Source organism: Lentzea sp. NPDC054927 (assembly GCF_053610285.1).
This window is the reverse complement of record NZ_JBSGXZ010000037.1, coordinates 21,171-37,567: the sequence shown is the minus strand read 5'-3', so window position 1 is coordinate 37,567 and position 16,397 is coordinate 21,171. Positions and strand designations below refer to the sequence as shown.

At 67.9% G+C, this 16,397-nt stretch carries 11 protein-coding genes; 8 read left to right on the top strand and 3 right to left on the bottom strand.

What is annotated here, in order from left to right; genetic code table 11:
• Nucleotides 1-2: 2 nt before the first annotated feature.
• Together ACWGE0_RS34730 and pdhA are read right to left on the bottom strand one after the other, a co-directional pair.
• Nucleotides 3-1,028 (bottom strand): alpha-ketoacid dehydrogenase subunit beta, encoded by a 1,026-nt coding sequence (locus tag ACWGE0_RS34730; RefSeq protein WP_452265121.1) that lies wholly within the window; start codon nt 1,026-1,028, stop codon nt 3-5.
• Entirely contained in the window at nt 1,028-2,224 is a 1,197-nt protein-coding gene (pdhA, locus tag ACWGE0_RS34725; protein WP_319964862.1) for a pyruvate dehydrogenase (acetyl-transferring) E1 component subunit alpha, read from the bottom strand. The genes ACWGE0_RS34730 and pdhA overlap by 1 nt, the downstream gene beginning before the upstream one ends.
• Nucleotides 2,225-2,579: 355 nt before the next feature.
• Between pdhA and ACWGE0_RS34720 the strand changes: the two genes are divergently transcribed.
• A complete protein-coding gene (locus tag ACWGE0_RS34720) occupies nt 2,580-3,998 on the top strand; it encodes a M20/M25/M40 family metallo-hydrolase (protein WP_452265120.1) in 1,419 nt (472 codons plus the stop codon).
• Here ACWGE0_RS34720 and ACWGE0_RS34715 read toward each other — a convergent pair.
• Nucleotides 3,949-5,718: a hypothetical protein gene (locus ACWGE0_RS34715; protein ID WP_452265119.1), complete on the bottom strand. Its 1,770-nt coding sequence runs from the start codon at nt 5,716-5,718 to the stop codon at nt 3,949-3,951. The two genes, ACWGE0_RS34720 and ACWGE0_RS34715, sit on opposite strands and share 50 nt — an antisense overlap.
• Before the next feature lie 148 nt (nt 5,719-5,866).
• On the opposite strand from ACWGE0_RS34715, the gene ACWGE0_RS34710 reads away from it, so the two are divergent.
• From ACWGE0_RS34710 to ACWGE0_RS34680, 7 genes are all read left to right on the top strand, one after another.
• Entirely contained in the window at nt 5,867-8,521 is a 2,655-nt protein-coding gene (locus ACWGE0_RS34710) for an MGH1-like glycoside hydrolase domain-containing protein (protein ID WP_452265118.1), read from the top strand.
• A 143-nt stretch (nt 8,522-8,664) separates the two neighbouring features.
• On the top strand, nt 8,665-9,477 hold the full coding sequence (locus ACWGE0_RS34705; protein ID WP_452265117.1) for a basic amino acid ABC transporter substrate-binding protein: 813 nt from the start codon (nt 8,665-8,667) through the stop codon (nt 9,475-9,477).
• Nucleotides 9,478-9,553: 76 nt separating this feature from the next.
• Nucleotides 9,554-10,354: an amino acid ABC transporter permease gene (locus ACWGE0_RS34700; RefSeq protein WP_452265116.1), complete on the top strand. Its 801-nt coding sequence runs from the start codon at nt 9,554-9,556 to the stop codon at nt 10,352-10,354.
• On the top strand, nt 10,351-11,118 hold the full coding sequence (locus ACWGE0_RS34695) for an amino acid ABC transporter ATP-binding protein (RefSeq protein ID WP_452265115.1): 768 nt from the start codon (nt 10,351-10,353) through the stop codon (nt 11,116-11,118). The genes ACWGE0_RS34700 and ACWGE0_RS34695 overlap by 4 nt, the downstream gene beginning before the upstream one ends.
• Nucleotides 11,119-11,122: 4 nt before the next feature.
• Complete coding sequence (locus ACWGE0_RS34690) at nt 11,123-13,234, top strand: hypothetical protein (RefSeq protein ID WP_452265114.1); 2,112 nt, start codon at nt 11,123-11,125, stop codon at nt 13,232-13,234.
• 58 nt (nt 13,235-13,292) lie between these two features.
• The gene (locus tag ACWGE0_RS34685; protein ID WP_452265113.1) at nt 13,293-15,461 is read left to right on the top strand and encodes an NEW3 domain-containing protein; all 2,169 of its coding nucleotides are present in this window, start codon (nt 13,293-13,295) and stop codon (nt 15,459-15,461) included.
• 11 nt (nt 15,462-15,472) lie between these two features.
• On the top strand, nt 15,473-16,372 hold the full coding sequence (locus tag ACWGE0_RS34680; protein WP_452265112.1) for an ROK family protein: 900 nt from the start codon (nt 15,473-15,475) through the stop codon (nt 16,370-16,372).
• The last annotated feature ends 25 nt before the right edge of the window (nt 16,373-16,397 follow it).

Genomic DNA, 16,397 nt, shown 5'->3' with positions numbered 1-16,397 from the left:
CCTTACCAGGCGAGAGAGCGGTCGACGGCGTGCAGCACCCGGTCGAGGTCGGGGAGGAACTCCTCCTCGAGCTTCGAGGGCGGGTACGGGGTGTCGAAACCGGTCACCCGCAGCACCGGCGCCTGCAACGAGTAGAAGCACTCCTGCTGGACCTTGGCTGCAATCTCGCTGCTGATCGAGGACTCGGACGGCGCCTCGGACACGACGACCAGCCGGCCGGTGCGGCGCACCGACTCGAACACCGGCGCGAGGTCCAGCGGCGACAACGTGCGGAGGTCGATGACCTCCAGCGACGTGCCGTCCTCGGCGGCCGCGTTGGCGGCGTCGAGAGAGGTGCGGACCATCGGGCCGTAGGCCACCAACGTCGCGTCAGTACCCGGACGCAGCACGCGCGAGGCGAACAGCGGGCCGGGCTGAGCGGTCGTGTCGACCTCGCCCTTTTCGTAGTAACGGCGCTTGGGCTCGAAGAACAGCACCGGGTCGTCGCAGTCGATCGCCTGCTGGATCATCCAGTACGCGTCGGCCGGGTTCGAGCACGAGACGACCTTGAGGCCGGCGGTGTGCGCGAAGTACGACTCGGGCGACTCCGAGTGGTGTTCGACGGCACCGATGCCGCCACCGAACGGCACGCGGATCACGATGGGCATCTTGATCTTGCCCTGCGTGCGGTAGTGCAGCTTCGCGACCTGCGACACGATCTGGTCGAAGCCGGGGAAGATGAAGCCGTCGAACTGGATCTCGCACACCGGGCGGTAGCCGCGGATCGCGAGGCCGACAGCGGTGCCGATGATGCCGGACTCCGCGAGCGGCGTGTCGAGCACGCGCTGCTCACCGAAGTCCTTCTGCAGGCCGTCGGTGATGCGGAAGACGCCACCGAGCTTGCCGATGTCCTCGCCCATCATGATGACCTTGGGGTTGGCCTCCATGGCCGCCCGCAGACCCATGTTGAGCGCCTTCGAGATCGTGAGCGTCTGCACCGGGGTCGCCGGGGCAGCGGCGGTCGAACGATCCATCGTCGGAGCAGCCATCAGTGCTCACCTCCAGCAAAACCCGAGACGTAGTCGAGGAATTCGTCGCGCTGCGCGTCGAGGTTGGGGTTCCCCTCCGCGTACACGTTGCTGAAGATCCGTTCCGCGGGCGGATCGGGCATGTTCGTGCAGAACTCCCGCAGCTCCTCGCCCAGCTTGTCGGCGTCGGCCTCGACGCTGTCGAAGAAGTCGTGATCGGCCCACTGCTGGCGGACCAGGTAGACCTTGACCCGCTCGATCGGGTCCTTGAGCTTCCACATCTCCAGCTCGTCCGACAGCCGGTAGCGCGTCGGGTCGTCGGAGGTGGTGTGCGCGTCCATCCGGTAGGTGAACGCCTCGATGAGGATCGGGCCGTTGCCGTGGCGGCACTCGTCGAGCGCCCACTTCGTCACGGCCAGGGTCGCGAGGACGTCGTTGCCGTCGACGCGGATGCCGGGGAAGCCGTAGCCGCGAGCGCGCTGGTACAGCGGCAGGCGCGACTGGCGTTCGGTCGGCTCGGAGATCGCCCACTGGTTGTTCTGGCAGAAGAAGACGAGCGGCGCGTCGTAGACAGCCGCCCACACGAAGCCCTCGTGCACGTCGCCCTGAGAGGTCGCGCCGTCGCCGAAGAAGCACATGGTGGCTTCTCCCTCGTCGTCGCCGACCTTGCCGTCGAACTTCTGGCCCATCGCGTACCCGGCCGCGTTGAGGACCTGGTTGCCGATGACGATCGTGTAGGGGTGGAACCGCTTCTCCATCGGGTCCCACGTGCCCTGATCGGTGCCGCGGAAGATGCCCAGCAGCTCCGTCGGGTTGATCCCGCGGGTCCACGCGATGCCGTGCTCGCGGTAGCTCGGGAAGGCCATGTCGGTCTCACGCATCGCGCGGCCGGCGCCGATCTGGGCCGCCTCCTGACCGAGCAGCGGCACCCAGATGCCGAGCTGGCCCTTGCGCTGCAACGCGTTCGCCTCGCGGTCGACGCGCCGGATCAGGACCATGTCGCGGTACAGACCGCGCAGCTCCTCCGGCGAGATGTCGATGTCGAAGTCGGGGTGCGTCACTCGCTCACCCTCGGGGGTGAGGAGCTGCACCAGGTCGGCGCCGCCCTCGTCTGTCGCTCGCAAGCCTGCGATCACCTGTTCCGCTGTCGGTTTTGCGGCAGTGGCGGCCGGCGCTGCGTCCGGCTCAGGGTGCGTCCATTGCTCAGGGGACGACATGCGCCTTCTCCTCTGTCTTCTCCGACCGCCTGATCGCTCGTGACGATCTCGTGCGGCGACGTCGGCGGTCGCCGCCAACCCTGTGGGGCCGGAGGCAGCCGTCGACGGTGACGGTGGCTTACGACCACATCCTGACACGGCCTCACCCGAGTTGGTGAGACCCGTCCCACTTCGTAACACACGAGTCAACGTTCTGATCAGGGACAACAGTCGGAAGTTCGACCTTTTGTCCTCCGACTAGGCCGTCCGACTACCGAACGCCGCTGTCCCGGTTACCGATCGTTAACTTAGCTGCGAGCCTCCAGGGAAGAGCCTAAGGACGCGAGCAGAGGCGGAGTCGTGACAGGATCGAGAGGTGGACCGCTCAGTTGTGACCAGCACTGTCAGGACGCTTTGGGACGACGACATCGTCCCGAGCCTGTCTCAGCTCGTCGCCGTGCCGGCGATCTCGCCCGCGTTCGATCCCGCCTGGGAAGAGCACGGCGAACTGGCCGCCGCGATCGAGCACGTGCGCACGTGGATCACGTCGCGCGAGCTGCCCGGTGTGACCCTCGAAGTCGTCCAACTGGCGGGACGCACGCCGCTTCTCGTGGTCGACGTGCCCGCGTTCGGCAACTCTGGCGACGACACGGTGTTGCTTTACGGACACCTGGACAAGCAGCCGCCGGTGGGTGGTTGGAGCGAAGGACTGGGTCCGTGGACCCCGGTGCTGCGTGACGGACGTCTCTACGGCCGTGGCGCGGCCGATGACGGTTATTCCGGATATGCCGCAATCGCCGCGATCGAGGCAGTGCGCGCGGCCGGCGGCTCGCACTCCCGTTGCGTCGTGCTGCTGGAGACCGGCGAGGAGTCGGGTTCACCCGACCTGCCCGCGTACCTGGAGCACCTGTCCTCACAGCTGGGCCAGGTGTCGCTGGTCGTCTGCCTGGACTCGGGCGGCTCCGACTACGACCGCATGTGGCTGACGACGTCGCTGCGCGGCCTGGTGCAGGTCACGGCCACCGTGCGGGTGCTGGAGGGCGGCCTGCACTCGGGCATGGCGTCGGGCATCGTGCCGTCGTCGTTCCGAATCGCGCGCGTGTTGCTGGACCGCCTGGAGAACGCGGAGACCGGCGAGGTCCTGGTCCCCGAGATGCACGTCGAGATCCCGGAGCACCGCCTGGCCGAGGTCCGTGAGGCCGTCGAAGCGGCGCCGGGCGCACTGTGGGGCGCCGTGCCGCGCGTCGGCGACCTGCAGCCGATGTCCTCCGACGAGGTGGAACTGGCCCTGAACTCCGGCTGGCGCCCGACCCTGTCCGTCACCGGCGCCGAGGGCCTGCCGCTGCCGGACGACGCGGGCAACGTGCTGCGACCGTTCACCACACTGGTCCTGTCCTTCCGCCTGCCGCCCACGGCCGACGCGGCCGCGGCCCTGGAGGCGGTCAAGCAGCGGTTGACCACTGACGTGCCCTACGGCGCGACCGTGGAACTCTCGCGCGTCGAGTTCGCCGACGGCTGGAACGCGCCGGAGCTGGCGCCTTGGTTGTCCGCGACGCTGGACGACGCGGGCAAGGAGGTCTTCGGCTCTCCGTGGCGGACCGTGTCGCTGGGTGGCTCGATCCCGTTCATGGGGCTGCTGCACGAGGCGTACCCGGAGGCGCAGTTCCTGGTGACGGGCGCCGTTGGGCCGGACTCGAACTGCCACGTGCCGGACGAATGGCTGCACGTGGCGCACGCCACTCGGGTCACCGAGGCGGTTGCTCTGGTGCTGGACGCGCAGTCCAAGCAGAGCTGAACTCCTCCAGCAAGGCCAAGCCTGTCGCCGGATTGCTCCCTGCCAGGCGGCGCGCTTTCGCGAGCGCGCTGATCTGGTCGGGGAGCACCTCTGTCAAGTCGTCGGTGAAGACCTCGCGGACCACGGCGAGGAACTTGATCCTCGCCGCGGCGAGATCCCGCAGCTCGCGAACGCTCTCGGACTCTCCGTCGTAAAAGTCCTCCAGGCGTTTCGAGAACGCGTCGAGGTCGTCGGGCCGTTCCATCAACGCACGTAGCAACGTGCTGACGCCTTGGCGGTCGTCGAGAGCGGTCAGCGCATCGCTTGTCGTCTGGCACACACGGACAAGCTCGTCCTGGGTCATGATGCGTGCGACTTCGCTCAACTTCGCGCCCTCTGGCTGTCTGAGCACCTCGCGGGCCGCCCGGATCAACTGCCGGGCGAGGCAACCCGAGAACGCGAACGCCAGCGCGGCGAACTGCTCCGGCAATCCGATCACCAGTCTGCCGAGCAGGCGTCTGGCGACATCGAAGTCCAGGTAGTCGACGCGGACGACCTCGTCGAACGAACTGTCGAAGACGGTCCGCAGGCCCATGCCGGACAGCTCGAAGTCGTGTTGCGCCTCGGTCGACACCGAGACCAGGTAGTAGCAGCCAGGGACGTCGAAGATCGCCTTCAGCTCGTTGAGGAACCGGCGCGCGGACTCACCGGTGCCGATCCTGTCGATCTCGTCGATCGCGATCACCACGCGGTCGAGTGCTTGCACGAACGCTCGGAAGTCGTTCACGACCTCGGGGTAGGTCGGTGCCCGGCCTGCCAGGCTGACCCCGCGTTTCAAGCTGAGCTCGGCGCCCTTGAAACCGTATTTGCCGCTCAGCTCGTTACTTCGAGTCTGGACGTAGGCGATCGAGACCAGGCCGGCCTTCGCGGCCTTCACCAGGTGGGACGGTCCTCCTCTGGCGATCACGGCCCTGCAGGTCTCGGCGTACAGGTGCAGGAGGAACTCGCGCGGGACGTACTCGACGGGGGCGGCGGCGAATACGGTGAGGTCCGCGGGCTGGTCGACCTTGGCGTAGACGCCCGCGCAGAACGCCCGCAACAGGTTCGTCTTGCCGGCACCACGCGGTCCGGCGAGTGCGAAGCTGCCACCGTTGACGGAACGCACCAGCTCCGCGAGCCGCTCGCCGGCGCGCGTCCGCTGATGGGCGACGAGCGGGGTGCCCCCGAACAGACCTTTCGAGTCCGTAGAGGGCAGCACAGTGCCGCGGGTGACAGCCACGCTATTGATTTCAGCTCGGAACACCGGCAAAACGCCATCGTTCACCATGGTCAGACGCCAGATGGACTTCAGAAGGGTGGTCTGTCTGGTGCGGAGGCCTCGATATCTTGGCGCTGTCACGATGGCCAAGTACCCGACAGCGGCTACCAGCGGGGTCATCAGCACGTACTTCCACCATCCCAACGGCGTCATGTACGCGAAACCCAGGCCGAATAGCCCCATCGCAAAGCCTAGGTATGCGACTGCCGTAAAGATGATCTTCGCTCCGCGCGACCACAACCGGTCGTCCTGCTCAGCGTTCCGCTGCTCGCGCCGGGCAGCAGCGACTATGGCCGGGCGCGCAGAGCGTGCAACATTGCGCAGGTTGTCCTCCGACAAGGAGCCTTCCGCCAGCCAGTGTTGGACCTCGCCATGCGCAAGCCCAATCTTGATCGCCTCGTCGAAGACCTCGTCCTCGGTCATCCCGGCATCGTGCGCTCGTTCGGGCACGACCGAAATGGGCCGTTCAGGTCACACTCGACCCGACAGTCCAGCCGTCTTTTAGTGAGGATTAACTCAGACAAGACGTGGACCCGACCAGGCGTGCGAACAGGTGTCGCACACTGGAGCGATGGGCGAACAAGCGGAACGGGCGCGTCTCGCGGAGTCGGAGAACCCGACTTCGCCGTGGCGACGGTGGGGGCCGTACCTCTCGGGTCGCCAGTGGGGCACGGTCCGCGAGGACTACTCGCCCGAGGGTGACGCGTGGGCGTCGTTCCCGTTCGACCACGCTCGTGCGCGCGCTTACCGGTGGGGCGAGGACGGCATCGCGGGGATTTGCGACGTCCACGGCTTCCTGAACTTCGCCATCGCCCTGTGGAACGGCAACGACCCGATCCTCAAGGAGCGGTACTTCGGCCTCACCAACAACGAGGGCAACCACGGTGAGGACGTCAAGGAGCACTGGTGGGTGACCGACGGGACGCCCACCCACTCCTGGATGCAGGTGGTCTACCGCTATCCGCAGCGCGAGTTCCCGTACGGGCAGCTCCGGGAGATGGCGCGCAACGCCGGCCGGGAAAACCGCGAGCCCGAGCTGTCAGACACCGGCGTGCTCGACGAGAACCGGTTCTTCGACGTGCAGGTCACGTACGCGAAGGCCGAAACGGACGACATCTGCATCGAGATCCAGGCGACCAACCAGGGGCCTGAGGACGCGCCGCTGCACCTGCTGCCGCAGCTGTGGTTCCGCAACACCTGGGCGTGGGGGCGGGACCAACGGCCGTGTCAGCTCGTTGCGAGCACCACGACCGGACGCAAGGTCACGGCTGATCACGGCAACCTCGGCCGGTACACGCTGCATCTGGACGACTCGCCGTCGATGCTCATGACGGACAACGAGAGCAACGAGATGTCGCTCTTCGGGGCCGAGCGCAACCCGTCGCCGTGGACCAAGGACGGCATCTGCAACTACGTCGTCCACGGCAGCACGTCCACGTGTCAGGTCGTGGGACCGGACGACGCGGGCGCGGCCGGCACGAAGTTCGCTGCGTGGTACTCGTTCGACCCCGTCGAGCCGGGCGAGACCGTGACGATCCGGCTCAGGCTGACCGGCGGCGACGGGCACATGGACCCGTTCGGGCCGAGCTACGAAGAGACCATGCTGGCCCGCAGGGCCGAGGCCGACGAGTTCCACGACGACATCGCGCCCAACGCCGCGCCCGAGCAGAAGCACGTGCTGCGGCGCGCGCTCGCCGGGTTGATGTGGACCAAGCAGCACTACCGGTTCCGGACGCGCGACTGGCTCGACGGTGACCCGACCAAGCCTGAGGCGCCGAGCTCGAGACGTACGCAGGAAGCGCGCAACGTGCACTGGCGGCACCTCGACGTCGCCGACGTGATCTCCATGCCGGACGAGTGGGAGTACCCCTGGTTCGCGGCGTGGGACCTCGCGTTCCACACCATCCCGTTCACGATGGTCGATCCCGCGTTCGCGAAGGAGCAGCTGCTGCTGTTCTGCCGCGAGTGGATGATGCACCCGAACGGCCAGATTCCTGCCTACGAGTGGGAGTTCGGCGACGTCAACCCGCCCGTGCACGCGTGGGCGGCGTTGCAGGTCTACCGCGCGGACGGCAGCCGGGATCGCCAGTTCCTCGCGAAGGTCTTCCACAAGTTGCTGCTGAACTTCTCGTGGTGGGTCAACCGCAAGGACGCGGGCGGCAGCTACCTGTTCGAGGGCGGGTTCCTCGGCATGGACAACATCGGGCCGGTCAACAGGTCCGAGCCGATGCTGGGCGAGTGGCGGCTGGAGCAGTCGGACGCCACGTCGTGGATGGCCGCCTACAGCCTGCACCTCATGCAGATGGCGCTGGAGCTGGCGCGCGACGACGAGTCCTATGAGGACGTCGCGACGAAGTTCGTCGAGCACTTCCTGTCGATCGCGGAGGCGTTCACGCAGTTCGGTTCGTCGGGCAGCGGCATCTGGCACGAGGAGGACGGCTTCTGCTACGACCGGGTCTCGCGCCGCAACCCGGACGGCGACGTCGAGTCGGAACCCGTGCGCGTCCGGTCGATGGTCGGCCTGATCCCGCTGCTGGCGAGTGCCGTCCTCGAACCGTGGGTGCTCAGCGAGCTGCACGGGTTCACGCGCAGGTTGGAGCACCTGCTCAAGCGCCGGCCTGAGCTGCGGCAGTTCATCACGTTCCACTACGACCGCGGCGCGTTCGTGTCGTTGCTGGACGAGCACAAGCTGCGCCGCGTGCTGCACCGGATGCTCGACGAGCACGAGTTCCTCTCCCCGCACGGCATCCGCAGCCTCAGCGCCGCCCACCGGGAGGGCCTCGAGGTCAAGGTCGCGGGCCAGGACCACCGGATGGGCTACGAGCCCGGCGAGTCGAACACGCCGATGTTCGGCGGCAACTCGAACTGGCGCGGCCCGGTCTGGTTGCCCACCAACGCGCTGTTGGTCGAGGCGCTCCGCACGGTCTGCGCGTTCCACGACGGCATGTTCCAGATCGAGATGCCGACGCACTCCGGCCGCTGGGTCACCGCGGGTCAGGTGGCCGACGAACTGTCCGACCGGCTCATCGGGCTCTTCCTGCCTGATCACGACGGGCGCCGGCCGTCCGACGGCAAGCGCATCGAGGCCTCGGAGTCACCGCTGTGGCGTCGGCACGTCACGTTCAGTGAGTACTTCGACGGCGACACGGGCGAAGGGCTCGGCGCGACGCACCAAACCGGGTGGACCGCGCTGGTGGCCGGACTATTACAGGACCGTTCGCGCTAACCCACCCGTTTCGTAAACATTGGCCATTCCACGCCTGGTGACAGTTGACACGCACTTTCTGTAACGCATGCGTGCTGTGCAGGTCGCTCACGAGATGGCAGGATCCCGTTCACTCGTCCGCGACAGTTACGAGGAGTGACGCAGTGGCTCGTCCAACCAGGCAGTTGATGGCCATGATCCCCGTGGTGGGGCTGGCCGTGATGGCAGCGTCGGGCTGCGCGACCCCCGTGAACCAGCCTGCGGGCAACTCGGGTGTCACTCTGGTGCAGAGCGGCAAGCTCGTCACCTGCACCCACCTCTCCTACAAGCCCTTCCAGTACAGCGAGGGCGACAAGACGGTCGGCTTCGACGTCGACCTCGTCGACCTGGTCGCCAAGGACCTGGGTGTCACCCAGCAGATCTTCGACACCCCGTTCGAGACGATCACCTCGGGCACGTCGTTCAACGCGAACCAGTGCGACCTGGCCGCCGCGGGCATGACGATCACCGACGAGCGCAAGCAGGCGATCGACTTCTCCGACCCGTACTTCGACGCCTCGCAGGCGCTGCTGGTCAAGAAGGGCGCGAACCTCAAGACCCTGGCGGACCTCAAGGGCAAGAAGCTCGGCGTCCAGCAGGACACCACGGGTGAGAAGTACGCGAACGACAACGCGGCCGCCAACGGCTACACCGTCGTCCAGTTCGAGGACCTCCCGCTGTCCGAGACCGCCGTCCGCACCGGCGCGGTCGACGCGGTGATCAACGACAACGGCGTGCTCTACGACTACGTCAAGGAGTTCCCGGACACCGAGGTCACCACCGAGTTCGACACCGGTGAGGCCTACGGCATCGGCGTCAAGAAGGGCAACAGCGCCCTGCTGACGAAGGTCAACGAGGTCCTGAAGAAGGCCAAGGAGAACGGCGAGTACGACAAGATCTACGAGAAGTGGTTCGGCAAGAAGCCGACGTCCAAGTAGTCGCTTCTCGGGGGCCGGTGCGGGTACTTCGCGCCGGCCCCGCCGCTTGTCCGCACCACATTCGCTAGGAGCCGCAATGGCCATGTCCAAGCGCAAGCGCGCGGAATACATCCGCTACGCGCAATACGGCTTGTTGGTCGTCATCGCCCTGCTGGTCGCCTTCCTCGCGGACTGGGGCCAGATCAAGGGCGCGTTCTTCAACGTGAGCATCGCGAAGTCGATGTTCCCCAACGTGATCACCGTCGCGTTGAAGAACACCATCATCTACACCGCGCTCGGCTTCGCGTTCGGCCTCGCGCTGGGCCTCGTGCTCGCGCTGATGAAGCTGTCGTCGGTCGCCCCGTACCGCTGGATCGCGACCGTCTACATCGAGTTCTTCCGCGGTGTGCCCGCGCTGCTGGTGTTCATCGGTATCTACTACGGCGTGCCGATCGCGTTCCAGATGCAGTTCCCGCCGCTGACCACGGTCATGCTGGCGCTCGGTGGCGTCGGTGCCGCGTACATGGCCGAGACGATCCGCGCCGGCATCCAGGCCGTGCCCAAGGGCCAGGTCGAGGCCGCCCGTTCGCTCGGCATGTCGCAGGGCCGCGCCATGATCACGATCGTGATCCCGCAGGCGTTCCGGATCATCCTGCCGCCGCTGACCAACGAGCTGATCCTGCTCACCAAGGACTCCTCGCTGATCTACATCCTCGGCCTGTTCCGCGAGCAGTACGAGCTCACGAAGTTCGGCCGGGAGACGCTGAGCCGCAGCCCGTCCCTGACGCCGATCCTCATCGCGGGCCTCTGCTACCTGATCATCACGCTGCCGCTCGGTTACCTGTCGCGGTACCTGGAGCGCCGCGGTACCAGCGGCCGGAAGAAGGTGTCCGCATGAGCGAGACGTTCGTCGAGATCACCGGCCTGAAGAAGTCGTTCGGCCCGCTGGACGTCCTCAAGGGCATCGACCTGCAGGTCAACCGCGGTGACGTGGTGTGCATCATCGGCCCGTCCGGTTCGGGCAAGTCGACGTTGCTGCGCTGCGTGAACCTGCTGGAGGAGCCGAACGGAGGCAAGATCGTCGTCAACGGGGTCGAGTTGACCGACCCGGACGTCGACATCGACTCCGCGCGCACGAAGATCGGCATGGTCTTCCAGAGCTTCAACCTGTTCTCCCACCTCAGCGTGCTGGCGAACCTCACGGTGGCGCAGCGCAAGGTGCTCAAGCGCTCCGAGGAGGAGTCGCGCCGGGTCGCGCTGCACAACCTGGAGCGCGTCGGGCTGAGCGACAAGGTCCACTCGATGCCCGCGCAGCTCTCCGGCGGCCAGCAGCAACGCGTGGCGATCGCCCGCGCGTTGTCGATGGACCCCGAGGTGATGCTGTTCGACGAGCCGACCTCGGCGCTCGACCCGGAGCTCGTCGGTGACGTGCTGGGCGTGATGCGCCAGCTCGCCGACGAGGGCATGACGATGCTGGTCGTGACGCACGAGATGCAGTTCGCCCGCGAGGTCGCCGACAAGGTGATCTTCATGGACGGCGGCTACCTCGTCGAGGAGGGCCCGGCGGCCGAGGTGATCGGCAACCCGCAGGAACCGCGCACCCAGGAGTTCCTGGCCCGCGTGCTCGACCCGACGCACCACGGTCCGAGCGACCCGGTCTAGCCGCGTGGCGAGGGGGAAGGTCGCCGCGGCGGACGTGCTGCGGGGCCTGATGGGGGAGAACGACAACTCCAGTGGTGGTGGCGGGTGGAGGTTGCCGCGGCGCAAGCCGAGCACCCCACCCGTCATCCGCGTGGTGGATCGCGTGATCACCGGCGTCCTGGACCTGCGCGCGGTCGAGGTGCCGTACGTGCTGGAGTTCGAGCGCTGCCAGTTCGAGGCGGCGCCGGACGTGCGGCAGGCGAACCTCGCCGGCATCTCGTTCACCGACTGCGACCTGCCGGGTCTCGAGGCGCGCAATCTCAGCAGCAGCAACGACGTCTCGTTGCTCGGCTGCCGCGTCTCCGGGCTCACCGACCTGACCGACGCCGAGATCGCGGGCTCGGTCCTGTTGCGGGACAGCAGGTTCAGCGTTCCCGGTGGCCTGTGCATACACGGTGACCGGTTGACGGCCGCGGGCGCGCTGCTCGGGTTCGGCATCCACACCGAGGGCGAGGTGCGGTTCGCGGGCGCGCGCATCGGCGGCAACGTCAACCTCGGCAGCGCGGTGCTGGAGAACCCCGACGGCTTCACGTTGAACGGCAACGGCATGCAGGTCGGCGGCAACTTCCTCGGTGCGTTCACCTCGCACGGAGTGGTGTTCCTGGCCAACGCCCGGATCAGCTCGGCGCTGTCGTTGCGCGGCGCGATGCTCTCGCGCGGCGACAACCTCGACGAGACCACCGACCCGCACGCCGACCCGTCCGTGACGCTGATCCTGGACCGGGCGGACGTCTCCGGCGACCTGGAACTGGACCGCGGCTTCACCAGCGCGGGCACCATCCGCGCCGTCAACACGCGCATCGGCGGCACGTTGTCGCTGGCAGACGCCGTTTTGGACGCCGTGTCGCCGCCCGCTGTCGGCACCGACCCGACCGGTTCGGGCCGCGCACTGCACGTCGACGGCGCGGAGATCGGCGGTGACGTCGTCGGCAGAGGCGTCAAGATCAAGGGCCAGCTGCGCATGGTCGACACGCACGTGCGCGGCAGCATCACCATCGAACGGGCCACTGTGGACAACCCGGCCGCGGATGCCGTGCTGGCCAACCGTTCGCAGATCGGCAGCAACTTCGTGGTGCGCGAGTCGAACATCTCCGGCGGCCTGGAGCTGCGCGGCATCACCGTCGGCGCGAACCTCGACCTGCGCGGCAGCCGCCTGATCAAGCCTGGCAAGTACCGCCACCAGCCGCGCGAGAAGCCGTCGCTCGACATCGGCGGCGCCACGATCGGCCGCGACCTCATCTGCGCCCGCGGCGACAAGGAGTTCGTCGCGCACGGCGGCGTGCGGTGCCGGCGCGCGACGATCGGCCGCATGGCGAACTTCAACGGCGCGGTGCTCGGCTACAAGCTCGACAGCCACGCGTTGAACGCCATGGGCATGCACGTCCAAGAGCTCATGGTCAACGTCGTGTCACCGCCCAAGGGCCTGGTGACGCTGCGGCAGGCACGCTGCACGTCGTTGGACGACAACGAGAACTTCTGGAACGCCACGGGTTTCATCGACCTCGACGACTTCCGCTACGACTCGCTCGCCTACCCGATCGACCTGCGCGACGACGCCCAGGTCCAGCAACGGCTGCGCTGGCTCCGGCAGGCCATGCGCCGCAGTTATCACCCACGCCCGTACGACCAGTTCGCCGAAATGCTGACCGCGGCCGGCAACGAGGAACACGCCTCGACCGTGCTGATCGAGAAACAACGCCTGCGCTACAAAGCGGTCGCCGAGGGCATGCGGTTCTTCGGTCCGTTGGTGCTGGTGTGGAGCTTCCTGCAACGGTCGATGGTCGGCTACGGCTACCGCCCGGCGCGCGCTCTGGGCTGGCTGATCGCGGCGTGGGTCGTCGGCAGCATCTGGTTCCAGGTCAAGGGTCCGCTGATCGAGATCAACGACGACGACCACCTGCCGTGGAACGCGTGGCTCTACACGATCGACCTGGTGGTGCCGATCGTCGACTTCGGCAACAAGAACCGCTGGCAGACGCCGGGTGTGTCGCAGTGGATCGCGTCGGGCCTGATCGTGACGGGCTGGCTGCTGGCGACCACGGTCGCCGCCGGTCTGACCCGAATGCTCAAACGCTAGTGCGACTCTCCACCATCGGGGTATTTCGTCCAGTGGTGAACGATGGTGCGATCGTCCGGTGATCGCCGCCGAGTCCACCGAGCTGTTCGTCGGGCCTCGGACCGCGCTGCTGCAGGTGGTGCGGCTGACCTCGCCCGCGCTGGCGGGCCCGGTGCACGCGCACGTCTCCGGCCCCGACCTGCACTCGCCGCGCCACGGAGGTTCGCTGGTCGCCGGTCCGTTCGGCTACGAGCTGGCCGTCGACGTCTCCGCGCACCCACCCGGCTCCGCGGTGCCCGCCCAGGCCGTGGTGCGCTCGGCTGCCGGCGAGGAATCCTGTACGTTCCAGCTGGTCGTGGGCTCGCCGGGCTGGACGGTGCACCTCATCGGCCACGTGGCGGGCGACGCACCCTTCACCGCGTTCCGGGCCCACCTCGACCTGGCCCTGACCGATCCCGCCTACCGGTTCGCCGTGACGTCCGTGGAACTGTTGCAGCCTTACTGGGACACGTTCCCGCAGCACCGCTCGCTGCTGTTGCGGCTGATCTCCGAGGGACGGGTCGAGGTGGTCGGCGCCGAGTCCAATGTGGTCGGTGTGTCGCCGCTGCTCGCCTCGCTGCCTTCCGGTTCACCGCTGGAGGCCTCCTCCTTGGCCGAGGCCGAACGTTCCGTCTACGACTCCTTCCTCAAGCTGCGCACTTCCGCTCCCGCACCGCACGTGATGCTGCCCGTCGGCTCCGCCCGTTCCGCGCCCAATCCGTGGGTGACCGCGATCCACCACGACTGGAGCGCGCGCTACACGTGGCCACGAGTCGTCTGCTCGTTGCCCCGCGACTACTACGTGCGCGGCTCCGTCCCCGTGCCTCCCGCCCCTCTCGACGACTCACCCGCCGCCGTGTTCGCCTCACACGCATCCCGCCTGACCGGCGCCGCCTTCCCCACCGCCGCCCTCACCCGCGCCGCCTCCGCACACCCACGTGAAGCCTTCGACCTGCGTTCCGACGTCGTAGCGCGCTCGCTCGCAGCTCTCACGTCCACTGTGGACTCGTCGGTCGTCGTCTGGAACCCGCTGCCGATCCCTTGCACCGACATCGTCTCCGTGCACCTGCCTTCCGCCCGGAACGTGCACGTGGAGTTCGACGGCGAGCCGCTGCCGACGTTGGTCGACGGACCGACCGTGACCTTCCTGGCCCGTGACGTGCCAGCTACTGGTTGGCGCACCTACGCGTTGGTCGACGACAACCTCGACCACGGCTGGAAACGCGGCTACGGCACAGAGATCGCGTCCACTCACTACGTCCTGTCCTACGACCCGATCGCCTCGCTGGTAGCAGTCGACGGCCCGGCCCTGAAGCCTCCGAAGCTGACCGGCCCGGTGACCGTCTGGCACAGCGAGGTCGGCGAGAAGATGGTCGGCTCCACCACCTTCACCCTGTGGCACGAGGTCGCCCATCTGGACCCATCACCGCTGGTAGGCGTACCAGGCACCCGCACCCCGGCTTCCGGCACCCTGCCTTCCGTGGCCGCTCGCCTGTCGCTGGCCGGACCACCCCTGGGCCCCACCACTCCCGCAGTCACCCCGGTCTACGCCCGCTACTGGCTGCACGAGCCCGCGCCGTTGGGCGGCCTCCCGGCAAACCTCCACCTGGAGGTGCTCAGCCCGACCCGCCTGCGAGTGGTCGCCGTGTCCGACGGCCCAGCCTTCGAGGGCGCCGTCCACCTCTCCCTGCCGGACGGCTGGTCAGCCTCCTGGGAGAAACTCCCGGTCTCGCTCCCCGCCGGCGGCTACGTGTCGGCCGACGTGCACCTGACCCCCTCGCGAACCCCTGGCTGCCACCCGATCCGCGCGACCCTGCACGGCCTCCCGTTCGACGTCTTCGACATCGCGCTGCTGACCGTGCCGGAATGGGACGCCGAAGACCCCGTAGAGGTCCTCTGGGTCGCCTCCTCCCCATCAACCGTCTCGGCAACACCCGGCTCGTCGGCCCTGCTGCGCGTCGTCATGGCCTCCGGCGCCCACGGCGACCTCCCCCTCCAAGCCCGCCTGCTCTCTCCACGCGACTCGTGGAACCTGGTCGGCCCGTTCTGCGCCGGCGCCGTTCTCCCAGCTCAGGGCCACACCCCGCTAGACTTCACCCTGTCCGCCCCACCCTGGGCCACCCCCGGCAGCTGGTCGGCCGTAGTCCGCATAGCAGCGGGCCCGCTGATCAGGACCACTCCAGCGATCCGCCTCGAAGTGGCTGGTTAACATGGCCCCTCGTGACTGATCTGGTGCTGGCACTGGACTTCGGCGGCACCAAGATCGCCGCCGCCCTGATAGACCCTTCCGGCGCCGTGGTGCGCTCCTCCCGAGTACCGACACCAACCTCAGACCCCTGGGACGCCGTCCTGGCCGTGGTGTCCGCCGTAGTCGAAAACGACACCATCTCCGGCGTAGGAATCGCCTCGGCGGGCCCAGTGGACACCGCACGCGGCACCGTCTCGCCCATCAACGTCCCCTCCTGGCAAGCCTTCCCCCTACGCGCCGCCGTAGTCGAACTCTTCCCCCACGTGCCAGTAGAACTGGCAGGCGACGGCGTATGCATGGCCCTGGGCGAACACTGGCGCGGCGCAGGCCAAGGCAGCACCTTCATGGTCGGCCTGGTCGTCTCCACCGGCGTAGGCGGCGGCCTAGTACTCGACGGCCGCCCCTTCGGCGGCCGAACCGGCAACGCGGGCCACATCGGCCACATCGTCGTAGAACCCGACGGCGCCCCCTGCACCTGCGGCGGCCGGGGTTGCGTGGAAACCATCGCAGGCGGCCCCCGCATGGTCGCCTGGGCCCGCCGCACCGGCTGGCAGGCCCCAGACGACGCCGACGCCGCCCTCCTCGCCGCAGCCGCCCTGGCAGGCGACGAAATCCCCCTGGAAGCCTTCGAACGCGCAGGCCAGGCAGTAGGCATGGCCATCGCAGGCGCCGCCGCAGTGTGCGACCTCGACCTCGCCGTAATCGGCGGCGGCGTCGCACAGGCTGGTGAGCTGCTCTTCGAACCGATCCGCCGCACCCTGAAAACCCACGCGGGCCTGTCGTACCTGGACGGCTTGGAGGTGCGCGCGGCCCAACTGGGCGGCGAGGCGGGCCTGGTAGGCGCAGCAGCCCTGGTCCACCAGGCACGCTGACGCAGGGTCCCGATGGCGAAGCCGA